Origin of the sequence: Pedobacter sp. (genome assembly GCF_041645105.1) — a bacterium.
Classification (GTDB): Bacteria; Bacteroidota; Bacteroidia; order Sphingobacteriales; family Sphingobacteriaceae; genus Pedobacter.
In genome coordinates, this window is sequence record NZ_JBAZQQ010000007.1 from 179,525 (window position 1) to 204,159 (window position 24,635).

Below are 24,635 nucleotides of genomic sequence, written 5' to 3' on the forward strand. Positions count from 1 at the left end.
ATTTTGTTATTGTCCGTAATAAGAATCTGCACCATGTTTACGTTCATAATGCTTTTTAATCAATGCATCCTTTAATTTTGGTACATCTTTACGTATTTGTTCAGTTAGCAATGCCATTCGACCTACTTCTTCAAGTACAGCGCTATTGTATACTGCCTTTTCAGCAGTTTTTCCCCAGGTAAAAGGAGCATGATTACCAACCAGAATCATTTCTACTTCTTTGTAGCTCAGACCAGCCTCCTTAAAATGATTCATGATCTGAAAACCAGTTTCATATTCGTAATTACCTTTAATCATGTCATCATGCATAGGAGCAGCGCATGGGATATCAACGGTAAGGTGATCTGCATGTGTGGTACCGTAAATTGGAATTGGCCTTTGAGATTGTGCCCATGCTGTTCCATAAGTTGAATGTGTATGAACAATTCCACCAATTTCTTCCCAGTACTTGTACAGTACTGCATGTGTTTTAGTATCTGATGAAGGTCGAAGTGTACCTTCTACGGTATTGCCATCAAAGTCGACAATAACCATTTTCTCAGGACTCAGTTCATCATAAGCCACACCGCTAGGTTTAATGGCAAATACGCCTTTTGTACGATCTGCAGCACTGGCATTTCCAAATGTGAATAATACCAGCCCCAGTTTTGGTAGCTGCATATTGGCCAGATAAGCTTTTTCTTTTATATCTTGATAATTACTCATTTGTATTTTATTTAGTGCTAGCCTTTGTGCTTTCCTCTATAAAAGTACCTAATGCTTTATATTTCAAAAAGCGATCTTCATAATAGGATACATTTTCTGGTTGGGGGATGTATTCCTGATCAAAGCCGCTACCCATTCCTTCCATAGCAGCCTCAACATTAGGATAAATGCCGGCCACAACTGCTGCAAACATGGCCGCCCCTAAGGCACAAGTATGTTCAAACTGATGTATTCTGATCGGCATATTTAACACATCTGCCATAGTTTGCATTACAAATGGAGATTTTTTAGCTACACCGCCAATGCCAATGATCCCCTTAACAGGAATGCCTTCTTCAGTAAAGCGATCTACAATATTTTTAGCACCAAAACAAGAGGCTTCAACTAAGGCTCTGAAGATACGAGGAGCATCAGTTCCCAAATCAAGTTTACTGATTGCACCTTTTAATTCCTGGTTGGCATCAGGTGTTCTTCTGCCATTCAACCAATCTAAAGCTAGTTCATCATCATCAGTTTTAGCTAAAGTGGCAGCCTGCTTACTTAACTCAGGAATAATCTGATCTAGTAATTCCTGTTCTAACGCAGCCAATGTACGTGAATCTAATAATGTAGAATTGCGAAGTAGGTTTTTTATTGGCCATGATAAGATTTCTTTAAACCAGGCATAAATATCACCAAAAGCAGATTGACCAGCTTCAAGTCCTAGCATACCAGGAATCACTGAACCATTGACCTGTCCGCAAATACCTTTTATTAATAAACCTTCAATGTCTTTTTGAGGTACTGCTAGGATATCGCAAGTTGATGTACCCATTACTTTACTTAAATAATAAGGTTCAATTTGTCCACCAACAGCCCCCATATGTGCATCAAAAGCACCTACACCAATTACGACGTCGGCATTTAAGCCTAATCGCAAAGCCCATTCCTGACTGATTACACCGGCAGATTCGTCAGAAGTATAAGTGTCCTTAAATAAGCATTCAGTAAAACCATCTAGTAACGGATCAAGGCTTTTGAAGAATTCATTTGGTGGTAGGCCATTAAACTCTTCTGCCCAAAGTGCTTTATGTCCGGCTGCACAACGACTTCTTTTCATTTCCGAAATGTCATTACCACCTGTAAGTAAGAAAGGAATCCAGTCGCAATGCTCAACCCATGAATAGCAAGCGTTTTTGACCTCTTTATCTACACGTAAAATATGTAGTAGTTTGGCCCAAAACCATTCTGAAGAATAAATTCCACCGCAATACTTTAGATAGTTGATGTCTTGCAATGCAGCATGTTGATTAATTTGCATGGCTTCTTTTACCGAAGTATGGTCTTTCCAAAGCACAAACATGGCATTAGGATTAAGTTCAAATTCCGGCAATAAGGCAAGTGGTACACCTTGTTGGTTAACTGCAACAGGAGTGGAGCCAGTTGTATCTACAGCAATTGCTTTGATACCATTTGCAATAGTTAAACCACCAGCTTTTTGGATACAATCTTTTATACTTTGTTCTAACCCCTCTATATAATCAAGAGGATGTTGTCTGAATTGGTTTTTTGCAGGATTACAGTATAAACCTTTCTGCCAGCGGGGATAGTAAAAAACAGATGAAGCAAGTTCTGCCCCGTTATTTGTATTAATAATTACCGATCGTACAGAATCAGACCCATAATCGACCCCTATAACATATTGATCTTTGCTCATATTTAGTTAAATAAATGTCTAATTAACGTTTATTATTTTTAATAAAAGAATTTTTTTCAATATTCCTTCATTATGAGCTAAGATGTTCTTATCCAGTTATTAATTTATCGGGGTTTGGAATAATATTTAAGAAGGCCTGGAAGTTTGCCTGATACTTTTTCTTATCAAGTTTAAAATAGAATGCTCCTTTTTTAGAACCGGATTTGTCTTTTTCATCTAGTTTGATAAGTAACTTTGTTGCGGATAGTTTCCTGATAAAGTTACGGTTGTCTATCTGTGTGTTATATACGTCTTCATATAAATTCTGTAGTTGTGGAACCGTAAATTTCTTAGGTAAAAGTTCAAATAGAATAGGGTGGAGTGCAGCTTTGTATCTTATTTTTTTCTTAGCTTCTTCTACCATTTCTTCATGATCAAATATCAGCGTTGGAGTATCTTTTAAAGGGAACCATTCTGCATGATATTGGTCATTTATTTGTGTTTCATATTTATGGATATCAATTAAAGCAAAATAAGTTACAGATAATGTTCTTTCAATGGGATCTCTAAGCGGATTACCATAAGCATGAATTTGTTCCAGGTAAACATCTTTTAATCCTGTTAATTGTGTTAATACCCGGTTAGCTGCGCCGTCCAGACTCTCCTTAGGACTTACAAAACCACCCATTAAACTCCATTTATCTTTTTCTGGCTCAAAACCTCTCTTTATTAATAATATTTTAAGATGTTCTCCATCAAACCCAAATACGATGCAATCTACAGCAATTAAGAAACGGGTTTGATCATTATATTTTTTCATATGTGTTTGTTTGGTTGTTATCAGTGATGAAACTGTCATATGCTGTGCAGAAAATTACTTATATTGTTTTCAGTTTAGTTGCAGTGATGATTTCATTACTTTTAAGGCTATTACATTTCAAATGTAAATATATTATAATACTTAATATTAATTGTTATTGTGACGTTTAATATCTTTTAATACATTAGTGAATTGATCAAATATAAAAAAACACTATATGAACAACAATTTCAAATCTATCTGTTTACTTTTTATTGCGGCCTGGACATTAAGTAGCTGCGGAAATGCAACCAACAATGCTTCGTCTGGTAATGATAGCACAGCTGTTTTAGTAGCTAACCTTCCTGATTCAGCGCATTTTAATGCCAATATAGAAGGCAATTTAGTAAACCTGTATATTCTAAAAAATAAAAATGGTGCACAGGTAGCTATAACTAATTATGGCGGTAGGGTAGTATCCCTATTGGTGCCCGATAAAAATAATCAATTTAAGGATGTTGTTTTGGGATATGATAACCTTAAATCGTATCAGAAAAAAGGTGAAGCTTTTTTTGGAGCATTAATTGGTCGTTATGGAAACAGGATTGCTAAAGGGAAATTTACATTAGATGGAAGGACTTATGATCTCGAACTAAATGATGGTGTAAATACACTTCATGGAGGCTTTAATGGCTTTTGGGCTAAAGTTTGGGATGCTAAAAAGGTAAATGATCGTACACTGGAGCTTACTTATTTATCTAAAGATGGAGAAGCGGGATATCCAGGTAATTTAACTGTTAAGGTAACTTATGAGTGGACGGATAATAATGAGCTTAAAATAAGTTATTATGCAACTACTGATAAAAATACTGTGGTAAACCTAACTAATCACGCTTATTTTAATTTGAACGGTGCAGGAGATGCTACAATAACTGATCATTTATTGCAAATTGATGCTGATGGATATACACCAGTTGATTCTACCTTAATTCCAACTGGAAAGATAGAAAAGGTTGCAGGTACACCATTTGATTTTAATACGGCCACCTTAATTGGCAAAAGGATTAATAATGATGACCAACAATTAAAATATGGTAAAGGTTATGACCATAATTATGTATTGAAAAAATCAGCTGGCTTGCAAAAAGTAGCTACTGTAAGCAGTCCTAAAACCGGAATTGTAATGGATGTAATTACAGAAGAACCAGGATTACAGTTTTATAGTGGAAACTTTTTAACAGGTGAAGATAAGGATGGTAAAGGTCAGATCAGTTATCCATATCGCTCGGCTTTCTGTTTGGAAACTCAGCATTTTCCTGATTCACCAAATCAACCTGCTTTTCCAACAACTTTATTAAAACCGGGACAGGAGTATAAAACTGTTACTATTTATAAGTTTAGCGTACAGAAATAATAGATTCTTTATTATACTGTTAAAATGAGATTGCCAGTAAGTATTCGTTATCAAATAACAGATACTTACTGGCAATTGCTTTTATATAGACTTTTCATAAATATGAAAGTAAAAGCATATTTTTACCACAAACCAAATGATACTATAGATGTCTCCTCATTTCCATTGTAAAGTATTCTTGTTATTCATACTTGTCTATGGATATGGTACTGCAATTGCTCAAAAGGAGAAAAAAAGTTTTAAGCATTTAACTGTAGAGGATGGACTTTCTCAAAGCAGTGTATTGTCTATAGCACAAGATAGTATGGGGTTCATGTGGTTTGGAACAAAAGATGGCTTAAATAAATACAATACCAGAAATTTCGAAATCTATAAGCGTGAAAGAGGGAAGCGATCATCATTGACCAGTGCTCAGAATATTAATGCTTTATTGACTGATAGTAAAGGGAATTTATGGGTAGGAACGCAGAAGGGACTTAATAAATACCTGCCGGAAAGTAATTCTTTCAAGCGTTTTGTCACTAATCAAAAAAAAACAAACACGATTAGCCATAATATAATCAGAAGTCTCTTTGAAGATAAATCAGGACAAATATGGGTTGGAACTGATAGCGGATTGAACAAGTTAAATAAAGATGACACGTTCAGTCGCTTTCAAAAGGGTGATGCAAATACTCCGGGCTTAGCTCATCAGCTTGTAAAATCCATTTATCAGGATTATAAAGGGCTGATGTGGGTTGCTACCATGAATGGTTTAACAAGTATGGAACTCATTAATGGAAAGTATGTTTTTCAATCTTATTATCATAAGAAAGGTGATCCAAATAGTTTGATTGATAATGATTTGAGTGTAGTTTATGAGGATTCAAAACGTAATCTATGGATAGGTACACATAATAATGGTTTGGAGCTGTTCGATCGGGAAAAAGGCAGTTTCAGACATTTTATATCTAAAAAAGATGATCCAAATAGCATCAGTAGCAATGTTATCAGAAAGATTAAAATGGCCGCAGATGGTAAATTATGGATTTCAACGCTTCATGGTATAAATATCCTTGATCTGGAGAGTTTTAAATTCTCTGTCTTGAACCACAATCCTGAAGATCCGGAAAGTCTTAATCATAATTCTATATATGATATTTTACAGGATGCAACAGGCTCAATGTGGGTTGGGACCTATTTTGGTGGTGTTAATTCTTATCATGTTAATGCAACACCGTTTAAGAAATATACAACCAGCTTAGGTAAAAATACAATCAGCAGTAATGTAGTCAGTTCAATAGTAGAGGATAACGCTCATAATTTATGGATTGGAACAGAAGCTGAAGGACTTAACTATTATAACAGAGCCTCTGGTAAGTTTACCAGTTATAAGCATGATGTAGATAATCCAACTTCCTTAAGTTCTAATCTTGTCAAGACCATATCAATAGCACGTAACGGCGAAGTCTGGATTGGTACCTATGAGGGGGGATTAGATGTTTATCAACCCAAAACTAATAATTTCAGGCGCTATAAATCCAATTATGCAGATCCTAAAGCCTTAAATTCTAATCGGATTATATGTTTATTACACGATAGTCAGAATAGATTATGGATAGGAACCAGAGCTCAGGGAATTTTTATCTACAATGAAAAAGATGATAATTTTGACCCCTATATCAACCCTGCCCGACAGCATGATCTAAAGTTTCTGAGATACTTTTATGAAGATATCAGGAAAAATATTTGGATTGCGACTAATTCAGGGACATATATCCTTAATCCTGTTTCTAATAAAGTCCGTGCATTTACAGTTAATGATGGAAGCTGTAAATTCGATGATATCAATATTATAAAGGAAGATTCTCAAGGAATAATATGGCTTGGAAGCTATGATTGTGGATTAGTTCGATATGATCCAACAAAAAATACAGTCAGGTTTTATACGATGAAAGACGGTTTACCCAGTAATGTAATCCTTGGTGTTTTAGAAGACAAAGAGAGGAATCTATGGATTAGTACCGATAATGGCCTGGCCAAGTTTGATCGAAAAGGTTTTAAAAACTATACCGTTGAAGATGGTTTGCCAGGGAACGTATTTAATTATAATTCTTTTTATAAAGATTCCAAAGGTGAACTTTTTTTTGGTGGATATAGTGGTTTGCTGAGTTTCTTTCCAGAACAGATTAAAGAAAATAAGAGGGTTCCTAAGGTTATTTTTACCAGACTAAGACTTTTTAATAAGACTGTTGCAATTGGAGATGAGAGCAAATTGTTAAAGAAAAACATCAGCTTAACAGATGAAATTACCTTTTCACATGCACAGAATATTTTTAGCATTGAGTTTGCCGTGCTGAATTATATAAAGGCAGAGAAAAACCAATATGCTTATAAGCTGGAGGGACTAGACAAAGAATGGAATTATGTCAAATCGCCCATAGCAACATTTTATAACTTACCACCAGGAACTTATAAATTGTTAATCAAAGGTTCAAATAATGATGGCTTATGGACATCCCATCCTCAGCAAATGACCATACGTATTACCCCACCTTTTTGGAAAACATGGTGGGCATATCTATTCTATGTATTAGCTATTTCTGCAATACTGTTTTTGGTATTCAGGTTTTTATGGATTCGAGCCCTGTTAAGAAAGGAACACGAAGTTTATCAAATGAAAATGGACTTCTTTACAAATGTTTCTCATGAAATTAGAACGCCTTTAACGCTTATTGTTGGTCCACTTGAGCGTTTGATTAACGATACTAAAGAATATCCGGGGATTAACCGCAGACTGTTGACCGTTAGAAAGAATACTGGACGATTAACCAGATTAGTAACTGAGTTGATGGACTTCAGAAAACAGGAGGCCGGTAAAATGACTTTGAATGTAACTCCTGAAAACATTGTTTCATTTGCAAAAGAAATCTATTTGTCTTTTCAGTACCTGGCAATAAAGCATCATATTGATTATCAATTTAATAACAATGAAGAGCATATCGAGGTTTACTTTGATTCGGGGCAACTAGAAAAGGTCTTTTTTAACCTGTTGTCCAATGCATTTAAGTTCACTCCTGATTATGGAAGTATTATACTGACTGTTAAAAGATCTGATAAGGAATATGTGGAGATTACGGTTTGTGATAATGGAAAGGGAATCCCAGAAGAGAGCAGAGATAAATTATTTACGAACTTTTATCAGGTGAAAGATCCGCTTTCCAGAAATAGTGGGACCGGAATTGGCTTGGCTTTATCTAAAAGGATTGCAATGTTGCATCATGGTGATCTCTTACTCATGCCTGATGATTCTTTTAGTAAAGAACAGGTCCAAACTTGTTTTCAATTAAAATTAAAAACCGGAAATAGTCATTTTAAGAAGGAAGATCTTGTTGAACAATTTGTGGATGTAGAAAGTCCTTTGTTGTATCAATTATCACAAGAACCACTAGAATTACCTGAACAGGATGAAATTGATGAAAAGGTTATTGATGATCAAATTACCATTCTAATTGTTGAAGATAACCGTGAAATACGTGATTTTATCAAACAATCTATAAGACAAAATTATCAAGTTATTGAAGCCGAGAATGGTGAGGAGGGAACTGAAATCGCCTTTGAAAAAATACCTGATATTATAGTGAGTGATGTAATGATGCCTGTTAGAGATGGACTTGAAATGTGCCGTATTCTTAAAACAGATTTACGAACTAGTCATATTCCTATTATTTTGTTAACTGCAAGATCAGGGAACATACATGAGGTAAGTGGACTTAAAACAGGTGCTGAGGCTTATATTACCAAGCCTTTTAGTATTGATGTATTACAATTGAATATTAGTAATCTGTTAAATCTGCAAAATAGTATGCGCAGAAAGTTTAGTCAGCAAATTACTTTACAACCTTCCAATGTATTGATAGAATCCACTGACGAAGAGTTTCTGAATAAGATTATGACAATCATTGAACAGAACTTTGTTACAGATGATTTTAATGTAAATATATTAGCATCGGAAGTCGGTATGAGTACACCAATTTTATACAAGAAGATTAAAGCATTAACAGGGCTTACGGTTAATAATTTCATCAAATCAGTACGCTTAAAAAGAGCTGCACAGCTTTTACAGCAAAAAGTTTACACGGTTTATGAAGTGGCCTATATGGTAGGTTTTAGTGATAGCAAATACTTTAGTAAAGAGTTTGCAAAACAGTTTGGCAGAACACCAAGTGAATATACTGAAGAAGTGTGATTCTGTTAAAATACTTGAATATAATGCCAATATTTAACAATATGAAGCCTGTAAAATCTGTTATATTTGATATCCATGCTAACCAAATATTATCTTATAATAACCATAATCTTTATTTTTGGGATAATACCTGAAGGATATTCTCAAATAAAGGGAACGATATGGGATTCAAAAGATATTTATAAAGTGCCTAATTATAAGGTGCTATCGAAAGATTCTGCAATAGGTATTGTTTATGAAGGATTGAATTACAAAGGGCATGCTAAAAACGTTTTTGCATATTACTCAAGTCCTGGGATCTTAACTGGAAATAAATCGGAGGATAAAAAAATACCTGCTGTGGTTTTGGTACACGGTGGTGGTGGTACTGCTTTCAAAAAATGGGTATTGCTTTGGGCTAAAAAAGGCTATTTTGCTATTGCAATGGATTTAAGAGGAAATGATGAAACAAAAAAACACATAGAAGGTGGCTTTGATGAGCCTAATGGTTTAACCCCATATTTTACAATCACAGAGCAGTTAAATGAACAATGGATGTATCAGGCAGTAGCTGATGTGATACTTGCCCATAATTTAATTAGAAGCTTTAATGGAGTAGATAGCAATAGAACTGCATTGACTGGAATAAGCTGGGGAGGAATTATCAGCAGCACATTGGCTGGAATAGATAATCGATTTAAGGCTGTAGTACCGGTATATGGCTGTGGATATCTATTTCAAAATAGTGCTATGAAGAAAGAACTGGATAAATTGGATGAACGTAGCAGGGATACATGGATAAAACAATATGACCCTTCCAATTATCTTTCAAAAGCTAAGATGCCGATGTTGTTTATTAATGGCACAAATGACGGGAATTTCTTTTTAGATAGTTATGCTAAGTCTTATGATTTAGTCAGAAATAAAAAGCTCTCTGTTAAAATCGGATTGAAACATAATCATGCTTATGGTTGGGGCAACAATGAAATTTATAGTTTCATTAACAGCTATCTGAATCATACAGTTCCATTACCATCAATTGATAATATACAAACCAAAAAAGGTCATGCTATTGCAAGAGTAAACTCTCAATTACCAATTGCTAATGTCTATATAAATTATACTACAGATACGCTGAAGTCATTAAAAGACAGGTGTTGGAAGCAGAATGAAGTTACAATTAAGAATAATAAATGGATCACCACAACAGTGCCTGCATCTGCTACTATATGGTATTTGTCGGTAGTAGATAAAAGAGGATTACAAGTATCTGCCGACCTACAGTGGTCTGTAGTTCAATAAAAATTTAATCTAAATGAAGTATGTTGCCATATAGTCAATTTAACGATGAAGAACTGGCAGATCTCCTGAAAGAAGGAGATCATAAGGCATACACTATAATTTTCGATCGTTTTTACGGTTTGCTGTTTATACACGCTTGTAAAATGCTTGGCAATGAGGATGAGGCCAAAGATGTGGTGCAAGAGCTTTTTGAAGTACTATGGTTGCGACGTGAAAATATCTCTTTTGAACAAAGCTTGTCATCCTACCTGTATGCATCGATAAGGAACCGTATTATTAATGTTATTTCCCATAAAAAGGTGGAAAATAAGTATATAGAATCTTTAAGTGACTTTATGGATAGAGATACTAAACTGGCAGATTATCATGTTCGTGAGCTTGAAATGCAGAGGATTATTGAACAGGAAATTGCTGCTCTTCCTAAAAAAATGAAGGAAATATTTAAAATGAGTAGGAGAGAGTATCTTTCTTATAAGCAAATTGCCTCAAAGCTCGACATCAGTGAGCAAACTGTTAGGACACACGTTAAAAAAGCGCTGAGAATATTACGGCCAAAACTAAACATCATTTCTTATTTGTTCTTGATTTATCATCAATTATAAAACCGGACAGGTTATTATAACTTGTTTAGTTAATCTACACGAGGTATTTATACTTTTTTTATTTTTTTTAAATAAAAAGTACCCTATACCCCCGTGCTTTCCTGTCATAATATTAATAAAGCCAAAAACCAAATATAACGTATGCAACAAGATCCATTACAACTATTGGAAAAATATAAGGCAGGCAACTGTTCTGAAGAAGAAAAAGCAATTGTTGAAACTTGGTATTTGCAACTATCTACTCAGCACGTGCCCGAAGAACAACGTATTGATAATACTAAAAAGGAAGTATGGGAAGCGTTGATGAGTCATAGAAAGAAGCAACGGATAAGAACGCGATTTAATACTTTTATTCGTGTTGCAGCTGTTTTAGCAATACTAGCACTTTCTACCATACTTTATTTCCGTTCGCCGGTAACTCTTTTCCAGAAAGAGAATAAAACTGTTAAATCACAAAAAATTCTTCCAGGAGGGAATAAAGCTTATTTAACTCTGGCAAATGGGCAGAAGATTTCACTTACGGATGCTGCAAATGGGACAATCCAACAGCAGACAGGCTTAACCATTCGTAAAACTGCAGATGGAACACTTGTATATGAAGTGTCAAAATTGTCTCAACAAAGTAATCAAGAAGAAACACTTTATAATACGATTGAAACGCCTAAGGGAGGACAGTATCAGGTTAATCTTCCAGACGGTACAAAGGTTTGGTTAAATGCAGCTTCCTCTCTTAAGTATCCAACACAATTTATTGGTAGTAAGAGAATTGTAGAGCTTGATGGTGAGGGGTATTTCGAGGTGGCAAAAAGTAAACATCAGAAATTTATCGTCAAAAATGATATGCAGCAGGTAGAAGTGTTAGGAACACACTTTAATATTAATGCTTATAAAGATGAAGCATCTGTTAAAACTACTTTACTAGAAGGTTCTGTACGTGTGTCATTTAATGCAGAAAAAAATAAGGAGCAGTCAAGATTACTAAAGCCCGGACAGCAAAGTGAAAAAACAGGAGAGAATATCGATGTCAAGAATGTAGATGTCGAAAATGTAATAGCTTGGAAAAAAGGAGATTTTATTTTTAATGGGGAGGAGCTTAGTGGCATTATGAGAAAGATCGCGCGATGGTACGATGTTAAAGTGATATATAAAGGTGATTTTGATGATTTGAGATTTGGCGGTTACATTTCAAGAAGTAAAAATATTTCATCCGTACTAGGCATTATGGAGTCTACAGGGAAAATACACTTTAAAATTGAGGGCAAAAGAATTACGGTACTCAAAGCTGACAAATAAATAATCTTTACCAAACTAAATTAAACAAATATGAACAAGAAAATCATTAAGCAAAACTCTTCGTAGGCAGTATAAACCCTATAAATTACTGCATGCATTATGTAGTAATGGTCAAAAAACCGGAAGTGCTTGCAACCACTCCCGGTAAAAATGGCTGGGATTACCCTCAAACTTTAATTTTTCGTTTAACCCAACTTATCAAATGTATGAACTTTTACAAACAATTTGTATGTAGGCCTCCAGGCTATGTACATAAAATCCTGTTGATAATGAAATTCACTTCAATTTTATTGATCACAGCTTTTTTGCAAATCGCTCAGGCATCAAAAGCCCAACGAATTACTTTAAAACAAAAGAATGCAACACTTGAACAATTGTTCAAGGAGATACGTAAACAAAGCGGGTACGACTTTTTCTTTGACTTTGAAGATATCAAAAAAGCAAAAAAAATAGATATAGCTGTGGCTGATGAGACACTGGAAAGGGTACTGATTCGCTGTTTTGAAAACCAGCCTTTTACCTATGTAATAAAAGACAAAACTGTTATCATCAGAGAACAGGAAACAAAAAGCAGACAAAATGAAAATCTGCAAACTCAGCAAAACGTAATCAAGGGTAAGGTAAGTGATGCTAAGGGCGGTGCTTTGCCTGGGGTGAGTATCAAAGTAAAAGGAAGTAATGGTGGTACAGTGACAGACCAAAATGGAAATTACTCAATCACCCTTTCCCAAAATAATGCTACTCTTATATTTAGTTATATTGGCTATATCACTCAGGAATTGGCTACGGGAGGTCTGAAGACCTTAAATGTAGTGCTTCTGGAAGAAAATGAAAGTCTTACTGAGGTGGTGGTAGTAGGTTATGGAACTCAGAAAAAAGTTAACCTAACCGGATCTGTTGCTACTGTAGCAGCACAAGAACTGGTTAAAAGACCTGCACCCAATGCTTCTGTATTATTACAGGGTAAAGTGCCCGGTTTACAGATCATCCAAAATTCTGCTCAGCCTGGTAAAGAAGATCCTTCCATACAAATCCATGGGGTAGGTACTTTTGGTGCCAGTGGTAACAATCCACTTGTGTTGATCGATGGTGTACCCGGCTCATTGAGTAACATCAATCCCAATATGATCGAGAATATTTCTGTATTAAAGGATGCTGCATCAGCAGCTATTTATGGGGTTCAAGGGGCTAATGGAGTAATATTGGTCACCACAAAAATGGGTGCTCAAGGTCGTATGAACATCGAGTATTCTTATAATTATGGCATACAAAAACCTGCTGGTGTACCTGACCTGATCTGGAACTCTGCCGAGTTTATGGAGTTGAGTAATGAAGGCATCAACCGGACGGGACAGAATATGGGTAAACTTTATACCCAGGAACAAATTGATGCCTATAGAAATGGAAATGGTTCAGCACAGTTCCCGAACACAAACTGGACAGACCTCATGTTTAAGAATGCCAGTATGCAACAGCACTTTTTAAGTGTAAATGGCGGTGAAGGTAAAACTACTTATAATTTTGGATTAGGCTATCTGGATCAGAAAGGGATTCTTATCAATACTGGTTATAAAAAATATAACGCTTCTCTGAACTTCAAAACTAAAATGAATAAGATTGTAACATTTGGTAGCAATATCAATTTCATGCAAGGGGATAGAAGAGATCCGGTAGATAATGCCGAAAACCTGGTATTGAGTATTTATGCGCAACACCCTTTATGGAGTCCGTATTTACCTGATGGAAGTGGAAGGGTAGTGAGTAAAGCTTATGATTTTGAAACCACTAACCAGAATGCTTACGCAGTGCAGCAAACGAGTTCAGATCTGAATAAAGAATATGGTATTTCAGGAATTGGATATATGAACTTAAATCTGGCAAAAGGATTGGTTGGAGAAATCAGAGGAGCTGTACGATACAATACAGATAAACAAACCGCACAACGTATTCCATTACCTACATTTTTATTTCAACCAGATAACCAAGGTGTATATAAGCCACAGCAAAACTATTTAGGCCAATTTATTACTTTACGTAAAACTCAGCAAGAGTCTATCAACTATACCGCTTATGCTACCTTGTCTTATGATGAGACTTTTAACAATGTACACCATTTCTCAGCTGTAGGTGGATACAATCAGGAGAGCTTTAACTATGAACAGCTGGCAGGTTTTAGAAGAGATTTTCCTTCAGCAAATCTGCCAAGTCTGGATGCAGGAGGAAGCGATGCACAAACGGCTAATGGTTATGCCTACCAATGGGCATTGCAATCCGTATTTGGAAGAGTAAACTACGCTTATGATGAACGTTATCTATTTGAGGCCACTGTTCGTTATGACGGTTCTTCACGATTTAGAAAAGGCAAACGCTGGGGCGTTTTTCCAGCATTATCTGCGGGATGGAGAATTTCACAGGAAGCTTTCCTGAAAGATAATGATTGGCTTAGTAATTTAAAACTACGTGGATCATGGGGACAATTGGGTAATCAGAATATTGCCAATTATCCTTATCAAAATCTGTTGGATTATGGTAGCTATATTTATGACATCCTGAACACTGGTGTTGTATCACAGAAATTATCCGACCCTAATATTACCTGGGAAACAACTACTGCAGCTGGTGTAGGACTTGATTTCGATTTCTTTAAAGGTAAGCTTACTGGTACTTTAGATTATTTCAACAAAAACACAAAGGATATTTTACGTGTAGCCCAATTGCCAGATTTTGTGGGAATGGCCCCGCCAACAGTCAACTCAGGGGCGATGAAAAATACTGGATTTGAGTTCACTATTGCCCACAAGAATAAAATAGGAAATGTAGGGTATGAAATTGGAGCCAATTTCTATACTTATAAAAATACGGTGACCAAGTTTGGCCCGGAAGAGATTCAAGGCAATAAAATCCGTCGTGAAGGCTTACCATGGAATTCCTGGTATATGCTAGATTGGATAGGTGTTTTTCAGAACCAAGACCAGATCAATGCTGCACCAAAACATCAGAACAGTCCAAAGCCTGGAGATTTGATGTTTGCTGATCATAGTGGACCCAATGGTGTGCCTGATGGGAAAATTGATCCGTTTGACAGGGTTGTTATCGACGGACAACATCCTGACTTTAACTATGGTTTTAATTTAGGACTGGAATATAAAGGATTTGATCTCTCAGCCTTTTTTCTTGGTGTAGCCGGACGTAAAGTATATACCACAGATTGGGGCTATGGGGCCTTCAGACAATGGTCGCCACCGCCAACATTCTGGCGTGATCGCTGGACCCCGGATAACCCGACCAATAAATTACCCGGCATGTATGTAGATAACTACTCGCCCATCACTACTGCTTCTTCTTTTTGGCTTCAGGACGCTTCATACCTGAGACTTAAAAACCTGGTTGTTGGTTATACCTTTAAAAATGACTTCATAAAAAAGATCGGAATGCAAAATCTAAGGGTTTATTTCTCAGGTGATAACCTGTTTACAGTGAGTGATTTTATTGGTGATCCGGAGCGCGTAATTCTAGACAATACCAGTGGTCGTTTTGCCATTTATCCGCAAGCCAATGTATATACCTTCGGAATTAAGACAACATTTTAAAATTAGGACGATGAAAGTAAAATATATAAAATATGCATTGCTGATGGTTTCAGTAATGGGTTTTATGGGGTGTAAAGATGATTTTCTCGACAAGCAGCCTACTGATAAATTAACAAATGAAGCATTCTGGACATCAAAAAAAGATGCAGAATTGGCTTTGATCGGTTGCTACAGTACTTTGCGTACTCCTGCATTTGCCATTGATCTGAGCTCTTATTCTTCTATGCAGTTTGAAAGTTTGACAGACAATGCCTATAGCAACTCTACACTGGATAATTACACGGATATTTCCAGAGGTGTACTTACTTCCGGAACAGGCGGAATCGTATCCCGCATGTGGACAGATGCCTATAAAGGTATTGCCCGTTGCAATTGGTTTATTGGGAATCTGGATAGGGTTCCTGCATTAACACAGACTGAGAAAGACCTGATGTTAGGAGAAGCTTATTTCCTGAGAGCTTTCTTTTATAATGAATTGACCATGATTTATGGTGATGTGCCTTTGGTTACAGAGGAACTGGGTTTCGGACCAGATGTGTTTAAAATTAAGAAGTCACCTAAAGCAGATGTGGTGGCCAAGATCATTAAAGATCTTGACCTGGCTGCAGTCGGCCTGCCGAACACGGCCTATACCAATGGTCACCCTGTAAGAGGCTCAGCCCTGGCTTTAAAAGCCCGTATCTGTTTATACAATAAAATGTGGCCTGAAGCTGCTGCTGCTGCCAAACTGGTCATAGATGAAAAGAAGTTTTCATTAGCCAACAGTTACGAAGGCATATTTTATGGTGCTCAGAACAATAATCCTGAGATCATATTTTCTATCAGGGCTTTAAGCCCTAATGCAGTACACAATATGGACTTGCTTTATGGCTCTAGGTTTGCAATGGTTCCTTTGCATAGTTTAGCAGATGCTTATGAAATGAGTGACGGTACTAAACCTGTTGCACCTATTGTCCCATCGTCATACGACCCAAATAACAGGATGCGAAATGATTTTTACCAGAACAGAGATCCTCGTTTAAAACTAACTATTTATACCCCAGGAGCAACATGGGCCTATAACAAAACCATTGGTTTTAATAATATCGATAAAGGTAAAGCTGAATCGCCTTCTGTGAATAATCTTGGAGTACGCAAATACATCAATATCAATGTAGATAATGGAAACTCTGGCGCTACTGGTAGTGAGCAGGCAGTGGTTAAATTGCGTTTTGCAGATGTCTTACTCATGTATGCTGAAGCGATGACAGAAATTGCCGGAGGAACAACTACGGATGCTACAGCCTTAAAAGCATTGAATGATGTGCGTAACAGACCAGGGATTAATATGCCACCTAAAACCACACTTACGCGAGATTTGGTGCGTAATGAACGAAGGGTAGAACTGGCTTTCGAAGGATTAAGATACTTCGACATTAAGCGTTGGGAAATTGCTAAAGATGTGATCAATGGTTTTAAAGACCCAGGGAATGTAACGCGTGTATTTGAAGATAAACATTATTACTGGCCGGTTCCACAGTCGGAAGTTGACAAAATGGGGATTGATTTCCAAAATCCCGCTTATCGGTAAGGTGATTTAAATTACTAATTGAAATATGAAGACGAATGGATAATCATTAAACAAAATTAAATAGATGAAAATACGTCCTATAATACTTGATTATTATATCTTTTTATTGATGTGTTTCCCTTTTTTTGTTGTTGGAAATACAGCGATCGCACAAGTCACATCTGGAACTCAACAAATGTCGAGGGCAGATTGGGGAGCCACAGCGGTTAAAGTAACACAGGACAATGGGCAGTGGCTCCTTACTGGTAAAAAACAGCAGGTAACGCTACGGGAAGCAGATCTTCAACTTAAAGTTAAAGCCGGAACAGAAACCTGGTCAATGATTCCTTCATCTTCTGACGATATGGAGGTTAAAGTCCAGGGAAAGACTTATAAATTGCGGTTGGCAGATGCAAAAAGTAAACAGATTAGTCTTTACGATACTGGATATAAAACTGGTGTGCAGTTAACCCTTCAAGGCTGGTCGGATATAGATCTTAAATTGTACCTGACGATTTGTTTAGAGGGTGACAACGAGGATTTGGTATTTGATGTAGCTGCTGAAGAACATATTGCAGTAGTCAGAGAATTGAACTGGCCAACAGCCCTGGATGCAAGGAATATAGATTGTACCCTGCTAAGTAATGTAAGAGGAGTATTGTTGCCTAGAAACTGGCCAAAAGCTTACCACCCCATCCGGACTTCAGATCCGGATGGGGTGATTACCAAAAGCGACAGAAGCGAATTACAGAGCAATGTAATCGAAGACTGGAGTATGTCCTGGTGGGGATTTCAAAAAGGTAAATCTGCAATGATGGTTATTGTGGAGACACCAGATGATGCGGCCTATCAATTTAGTCACCCCGCCGGTGGTCCAACAGTAATCGGACCCCGCTGGCGCCCGCAATTGGGTAAATTGGGCTATCCTAGAACAGCAAGAATGTGCTTTTTTCAGGAAGGCAATTACGTGGATATGGCCAAGCGATACCGTAGTTACGTAATGAACACAGGTCTTTTTGTTTCCTTGAAAGATAAAATTGCCAGGAAGCCCATCGTGAAAGAACTCATCGGAACACCTATTATCCGCTCAAGTATCCTTACCAATTATAAACCTGAAAGTGCAAGATGGAAAAGAGATCCTGATACCCGGTATAAACTAGTTAGCTTTGATGAGCGTGCTGAAGAGTTTCGCAAGTACAAAGCAATGGGATTAAAAAGTCTATGTGTAGTACTGACCGGCTGGCCAAATTTGGGCTACGACCGCCAACATCCTGATGCAATACCTCCAGCCCCAACAGCAGGGGGATGGGAAGGAATGAAAAGGCTGGCAGAGACGTGTAAGGAACTGGGATACTTATTTAGTTTGCACGACCAATATCGCGACTATTACCTCGATGCTCCATCTTACAATAAACAGTTTGCGATTCATGCAGAAGATGAAAGTAGTCAGCCAAATATGTTTCCCGGGACTCGTTTCGGAGATAGTAAAGAAGGGAAAATCCCTTTTATGGATTACTGGGATGGTGGAAAAATGGCTTATCTGAGTGGCCGTTTCATGAATGGACATTTGAACAAAAATTACCAGTGGCTGTTTAAACACGGCATACATCCTCAAGGCAATTACCTGGATGTGTTCGGTTATGTGCCACCAGATGAAGATTTTAATCCTCAGCACCCATCAACACGTACTGATGGACTGAATGACAGGATTAAAAGTTATAACTGGTCTAGAAATAACCTTGGGTTTGTAGGAACAGAAACGGCCTGCGACTGGACTATACCTTATGTTGATTTTTCTTCGCCATTGAGTGCTAAAAATGGAATTACACTGCCCTTGTGGGATTTGGTTTATCATGATGCGATTTTAACTCCATATCATCCAGATGATTTGCGCGGACTGCTTTACGGTGGTACTCCGCAGGTATCTTTTAGAAAAGCAATTGATGAAGAAACCATAAAACTTATTGATAAAATGAGTGAATTGAGTAAGCGTGTAGCATTGCTGGAAATGACTAAACACGAATTTTTGGATAAGAATTACAAAATAGAACGCAGTACGTTTTCGGACGGGACCACTGTTACGGTAAACTGGAATCAAAACACTGTAGAAATATCACCTGAATTAAACTCGAAATGATCAAAAAAGTATTAGCATTAGGGATTTGCAGTTTGCTTGCAAATTTACCCGTGCAGGGCCAGTCGCCCGGCACCGCATCAAAAAACAAAGGATCTACGTTGATCAACATTGACTATAAAAGTCTGGTATCAAGAGCGGATCTGGATTATGTTGAACCTGTTAAAACTAGTGAAGCAGGAATGCCTGTTGGTAATGGTACCATAGGGACGCTATTGTGGACTACACCTGCTCAGTTAAAAATGCAGCTGAACAGGGTAGATATTTTTGGCTCAAATTCGGCCACTAATAATTTTTTTCAGCGCAATACAGAATATGGAGGAGGAGCAGCTTTTGTTGACCTTGATTTTGGGATTCCGGTATTTAATAAGCCCGATTTTAAACAACATTTGTACTGTTACGACGGTCTTGTAAGCACTGAGGGAAAGGATATAAAAACCAAAACATTGATCTGGAATAAGGAAGATGTGATGGCAGTGAATATCAGTGATAAAAGACAATTGAATGCAGCATTTACAGCGAGTTTGAGAATGTTCAGAAACCCTGTTACGAACCGAGGCAATCATACTGCGATATCAAAAATAAGTGTTCATGGTGAATACATTGTACTTACACAAGCATTTAAAGAAGATGATTATTATTGCGGTTCTGCAGTAGTAATGGGCATACAAGGAACAGCAGTAACTGCTGAATTGGCAAATGAAACCACAGTAAGGCTGCTCAGTGGATCAGGACAGAAAGATTTTACCGTCTATACAGCCAGTGCTGCCAGCTTTGATCCATCAGTAGATTTAACAGCCACCGCTATTAAAAAGCTTGAAGCTGCAAAAAGTCTTGGTTTCGAAGGATTGTACAAATCAAATCAGCAGTGGTGGGCGGATTTCTGGTCTAAATCTTTCATCAGTATGAAGAGTTCAGATGGAGAGGCCAATTTTGTCGAGCAAAACTACACATACTATCTATATGTGATGGCTGCTAGCTCAAGAGGCGACTATCCGACTAAATTTAATGGAATGCTGTGGACAACCGGTGGCGATCCGCGAAAGTGGGGAAGTGCTTATTGGGGTGCCAACCAAAGTTGTCTGTATAATGCTTTATTTCCGACCAATCACTTAGAGCTGTTGGATCCTATGTTTAATCTATATACCAAAGCCTTTTCATCGTTTGAAAAAAGTGCTGCTCAGCAATGGGGAAGTAAAGGTATATATATACCAGAAACAGTTTCTTTTGATGGGGTAGAGGAACTCCCGGATGATATTGCTGTAGAGATGCGTGAACTATATCTGAAGCAAAAGCCTTGGCAGGAAAGGACGCAAAAGTTTATAGATTATGCCGAAACGAAACAACCATTTTTTAGTCGCTGGAACTGGCGTAAAGATACGACCTGGGTTGCCGGCAGATGGCCAGTTGCCAATAGAGGTGAAGGGGCATATAGTCCGGTAAATCATATCTTTTCAAGAGGCGCTAAATTGGCTTATCAATACTGGCAACAATACGAGTATACACAAGATTTAAATTGGTTAAAGGACCGGGCCTATCCAATGCTAAAGGGAATGGCCGAGTTTTATCGCAATTTTCCGAATGTGAAGAAAGAAGCCGATGGTAAATACCATATCCGTCATGTAAATGATAATGAATCGATTTGGGGAGGACACAATACTGTCGAGGAAATTTCATCTATGATGGGGATATTTCCAACCCTGATCAAAGCTTCAGAGATCCTTGGACTGGACAAAGAAATGCGCCCTGTCTGGAAGGAGTTTATAACTAACCTTTCGCCATTAGCGACCAGTAAAAGTTATCCGGATTTAGTAGGTCAAAAGGAATACTGGGTTGGTTCTTTACCACCATGGATAAAAGGAAACGGGCAACGTAAGCCTGATGGTAATACCATGCCTGTATGGTTTTTTGATTTGTGTAACCTGGAGTCTGACCCTGCCATGCTTAAAATTGCACAAAATACTTACGATGGTTATTTTCCGAATGGAATCAACAAGACTGTTTATCCCTATGTCCTTTCTAAAATTCCGGCTGCGGGAGCAATGCTGGGCCGTAAAGAGGCAATCAAATATCTGGTTCCTAATCAGATCAGAAGAGATCCTAAACATGAAGTGATGGCAAATAGAATGGATGTGAGTGAAGGATATTATACCACCAATATTCAACGTTTAGGAAGAGCTGCAGACGCCATACAGTTGGGTTTAAATCAAACCGCACCTCCAAGTCCGGGCGCTGATTTAATTATGCGTGTATTCCCGGCATGGCCGGATAATTGGGATGCCAAATATACTATGCTTGCCCGTGGTAATTTCCTGGTCACTTCTTCTATTAAACAAGGGCAGATAGAATTTGTAGAGTTGTTATCGCAATCTGGTGCTACCTGCAGGATCAGAAATCCCTGGCCCGGAAAAACAGCAGTTATTTACCGGAATGGAAAACGAGAAACAGCAAAACGTAATGACCTGATTGTATTGAACACCAAGAAAGATGATCGTTTAGTGCTAGTCGCCCAAGGTAAAACTCCTGAACAGTTTAAACAAAATGTAAATTAATGTAAAATCCAAGATGCTTGAACATAGAAGAAAACCTATCACGACAATACTGACAGTTACATTGCTTTGTAGTATTACTATTCCACTTTATGCACAAACCATGGATGAAATGTGGGATAACAGAGCCTCAGAAAAACAACATCCAAATATACAATGGTTTAAAGAAGCCAAGTTTGGGATGTTTATCCATTGGGGTTTGTACGCTAAACTAGCGGGTGAGTGGAATGGAAAACGTTATTATGGAAGTGGCGAATGGATTATGAATCAAGCCAGAATTTCGGTTAAAGACTATAGAAAAGTTGCTGAAAGTTTTAATCCTGTAAAATTTAATGCAGATGAATGGGCAGACCTGGCTAAAGATGCAGGGATCAAATACATGGTGATCACTGCAAAACACCATGAAGGATTTTCAATGTACGACTCTAAAGTAACCGACTTTGATATTGTTGATGCAACTCCTTACAAAAAAGATCCAATGAAAGCATTGGCTGCAGCTAATGAAAAGCGTGGTATCCAATTTGGTTTCTATTATTCACAGTTTCAGGATTGGTATGAGCCAGATGGAGGTAAAAACACCTGGGATTTTGATGAATCAAAAAAAGATTATCAAAAATACTATAAGGAAAAAGCCATACCTCAATTAAAAGAACTCTTAACCAATTATGGGCCATTGGGTATCGTATGGTTTGATACTCCGGGAGGGATGACGAAAGAACAAACCCAAACTTTTGTCAACGATTTACGTGTATTACAACCCAAAAGTTTATTCAGTAGCCGGGTTGGTCATGGTTTGGGTGATTATAGAGATTTTGGTGATTCAGAAGTGCCTTCAACACCAATAAAAGGACCCTGGGAATCTATTTATACCCATAATGACTCCTGGGGATATATCAAACATGATATGAACTTTAAAACTCCTCATGAAATCATTAGGCTTTTGGCCAATGTCGCTTCAAAAGGAGGTAACCTAATGTTGAATGTAGGTCCGGATGGTGAAGGAAATATCCCTGAGTACTCCGCAAAATTTCTACGTGAAACTGGTAAGTGGCTTGATAAAAACGGGGAAAGTATTTATGCCTCTACTGCCGGTTTGATTCCTGCACAACCATGGGGCGTGAGTACATCGAAACCAGGTAAACAATATTTACATGTTTTAAATAGACCTGCAAATGGTATGCTATTGATTCCTGATTTTAAAGGAAAAGTAATAAGGGTTTATCCTCTTGGGAGTAAACAAGCTTTGACATGGAAAAATGAAGGTGATGATGTTTGGGTTAGCTTAACACAATTTGATCAGGATGCAGCAAATACCGTTTTTGTAATGGAGTATACTGGTAACATTAAGGATTATGATTTAACTGTTCCGGTTACTGTGTCGAGTCAATTCAAAAAGAATGAAGTCGAGGCTATTTTTGCTAAAACAAAGGGAAATACCAAAACCAGGAGCCTGACCTATAGCCATTACTATGGTGATTGGAAGCATACTACTTGTGTAACTGACATGAAGGATATTTCTGATCAAATTGAGTTTGATATTCGTGTTGTAGAACCTGGTGATTATAAAATAACATTACAATATTCCTGTGCTCCAGAAAGTGCTAAACAAGAAGGGATTATGAAAGTAAATGGCGAGGAGTTTTTGTTCCGTACCTTACGTACTTCAGAATTTGACAGAAAAGCACCACTGCCTTTTATTGATCATAATGTAGCTACAACAACCTTTGCAAAAAGAGGAAACTATACCATATCCATTCATCCTTTGCAAAATGGAAAAGAACTATTTAAGTTGAAGGCAGTTTTAGTTGAACCTGTTAAATAAGGCCTTTTAAGGGTGGAATTTAAGAATTTCACCCTTTTCTTTTAAGATTTTAGCCCCTTTCTCAATTGTTGCTGTCATAAATTAGCTCTTACCAAATATAAATAAACTGATTATGAAAGCACAACTACTGAAAGTATCAATGGAGCCAGCCCATTCATTTAGTGTAAGGCAAGATCTGGAACCATGTATCAACAATAAATGGCATTATCATCAGGAAATAGAGTTAATCTATTTTAATAAAGGAGACGGTACTCAATTTATAGGTGATAGCATTAAAAAATTTAAGTCGGGAGACATCGTGTTATTAGGTGCAAACTTACCACACTATTGGAGGTTTGATGAGGCTTATTTTGCCACTGATACCAAGCCGGCACAGGCCGATGTACGTGTAGCTCATTTTAGTGAAAACTTATTCGGTGATAGCTTTATAAATCTTCCAGAAAATAAATTGTTAAAAGACATTCTTGAAAAAGCAAAAAGAGGGGTCAAAGTAACAGGTAAGAATAAAGCCAAAGTCGCAGAACTGATTACACAGATGCTTAAAGCAGAAGGTACAGAACGTATTATTATATTAATGCAGGCATTGGTAGAAATTGCTAAATCGAGTCAATTGGAAGTTCTTTCTTCTGTAGGCTTTCACTACGACCTGGAAATGATCGAGAAAGATAGGATTAATGATATTTACGACTATACTTATGCCAATTTTAAAAACAAGATCTATCTGGATGAAATAGCAGAAGTTGCCAGGATTAGTCCTAATTCATTCTGCCGCTATTTTAAATCGCGTACCCGTAAAACTTATTCTCAATTTTTAATAGAAGTTAAAGTGGGGCAGGCGTGTAAGTTACTAATAGAAGACAGCCTGAATCTTAAGCAAGTTTGTTATAACAGTGGGTTTAACAACTTTGCAAGCTTTCATAAATGCTTTAAGAAAATTACCGGAAAGAGTCCTTTATCTTATCAGAAAGAATTTGTGAGCGCCTGCGCTTAATTA

Annotated in this window: 14 protein-coding genes; 11 read left to right on the plus strand and 3 right to left on the minus strand. The window is 37.3% G+C overall.

The window, feature by feature from the left end; translation table 11 throughout:
• Positions 1-6: 6 nt before the first annotated feature.
• The 3 genes from WC623_RS20440 to WC623_RS20450 form a co-directional block, all read right to left on the minus strand.
• Complete coding sequence (locus WC623_RS20440) at positions 7-705, minus strand: L-ribulose-5-phosphate 4-epimerase (RefSeq protein WP_372854587.1); 699 nt, start codon at positions 703-705, stop codon at positions 7-9.
• Between the two features lie 7 nt (positions 706-712).
• Positions 713-2,401, minus strand: a complete 1,689-nt coding sequence (locus WC623_RS20445) for a ribulokinase (RefSeq protein WP_372854589.1) — start codon at positions 2,399-2,401, stop codon at positions 713-715.
• 88 nt (positions 2,402-2,489) lie between these two features.
• Positions 2,490-3,200 (minus strand): NUDIX domain-containing protein, encoded by a 711-nt coding sequence (locus WC623_RS20450; protein WP_372854591.1) that lies wholly within the window; start codon positions 3,198-3,200, stop codon positions 2,490-2,492.
• A gap of 217 nt (positions 3,201-3,417) precedes the next feature.
• Here WC623_RS20450 and WC623_RS20455 point away from each other — a divergent pair, with 217 nt between their 5' ends.
• The 11 genes from WC623_RS20455 to WC623_RS20505 all read left to right on the plus strand — a co-directional run bounded on the left by WC623_RS20455 (position 3,418) and on the right by WC623_RS20505 (position 24,632).
• Positions 3,418-4,593 (plus strand): aldose epimerase family protein, encoded by a 1,176-nt coding sequence (locus WC623_RS20455; protein WP_372854593.1) that lies wholly within the window; start codon positions 3,418-3,420, stop codon positions 4,591-4,593.
• Positions 4,594-4,741: 148 nt separating this feature from the next.
• The gene (locus WC623_RS20460; RefSeq protein WP_372854595.1) at positions 4,742-8,821 is read left to right on the plus strand and encodes a two-component regulator propeller domain-containing protein; all 4,080 of its coding nucleotides are present in this window, start codon (positions 4,742-4,744) and stop codon (positions 8,819-8,821) included.
• Between the two features lie 75 nt (positions 8,822-8,896).
• Positions 8,897-10,102: an alpha/beta hydrolase family protein gene (locus WC623_RS20465; protein ID WP_372854597.1), complete on the plus strand. Its 1,206-nt coding sequence runs from the start codon at positions 8,897-8,899 to the stop codon at positions 10,100-10,102.
• 20 nt (positions 10,103-10,122) lie between these two features.
• Positions 10,123-10,704, plus strand: a complete 582-nt coding sequence (locus tag WC623_RS20470) for an RNA polymerase sigma-70 factor (RefSeq protein WP_372854599.1) — start codon at positions 10,123-10,125, stop codon at positions 10,702-10,704.
• A gap of 141 nt (positions 10,705-10,845) precedes the next feature.
• Positions 10,846-11,997, plus strand: a complete 1,152-nt coding sequence (locus WC623_RS20475) for a FecR family protein (RefSeq protein WP_372854601.1) — start codon at positions 10,846-10,848, stop codon at positions 11,995-11,997.
• A gap of 269 nt (positions 11,998-12,266) precedes the next feature.
• A complete protein-coding gene (locus WC623_RS20480; RefSeq protein WP_372854603.1) occupies positions 12,267-15,587 on the plus strand; it encodes a TonB-dependent receptor in 3,321 nt (1,106 codons plus the stop codon).
• 10 nt (positions 15,588-15,597) lie between these two features.
• The gene (locus tag WC623_RS20485) at positions 15,598-17,157 is read left to right on the plus strand and encodes a RagB/SusD family nutrient uptake outer membrane protein (protein WP_349785074.1); all 1,560 of its coding nucleotides are present in this window, start codon (positions 15,598-15,600) and stop codon (positions 17,155-17,157) included.
• Positions 17,158-17,221: 64 nt separating this feature from the next.
• Entirely contained in the window at positions 17,222-19,273 is a 2,052-nt protein-coding gene (locus WC623_RS20490; RefSeq protein WP_372854605.1) for a DUF5696 domain-containing protein, read from the plus strand.
• Positions 19,270-21,822, plus strand: coding sequence for a DUF5703 domain-containing protein (locus tag WC623_RS20495; RefSeq protein WP_372854607.1), 2,553 nt, complete (start codon positions 19,270-19,272; stop codon positions 21,820-21,822). Before WC623_RS20490 ends, WC623_RS20495 begins: the two co-directional genes overlap by 4 nt.
• Before the next feature lie 13 nt (positions 21,823-21,835).
• Positions 21,836-23,641 (plus strand): alpha-L-fucosidase, encoded by a 1,806-nt coding sequence (locus WC623_RS20500; protein ID WP_372854609.1) that lies wholly within the window; start codon positions 21,836-21,838, stop codon positions 23,639-23,641.
• A gap of 112 nt (positions 23,642-23,753) precedes the next feature.
• Positions 23,754-24,632 carry an AraC family transcriptional regulator gene (locus WC623_RS20505; RefSeq protein ID WP_372854611.1) on the plus strand — a complete coding sequence of 293 codons (879 nt, stop codon included), beginning with the start codon at positions 23,754-23,756 and terminating at the stop codon, positions 24,630-24,632.
• The last annotated feature ends 3 nt before the right edge of the window (positions 24,633-24,635 follow it).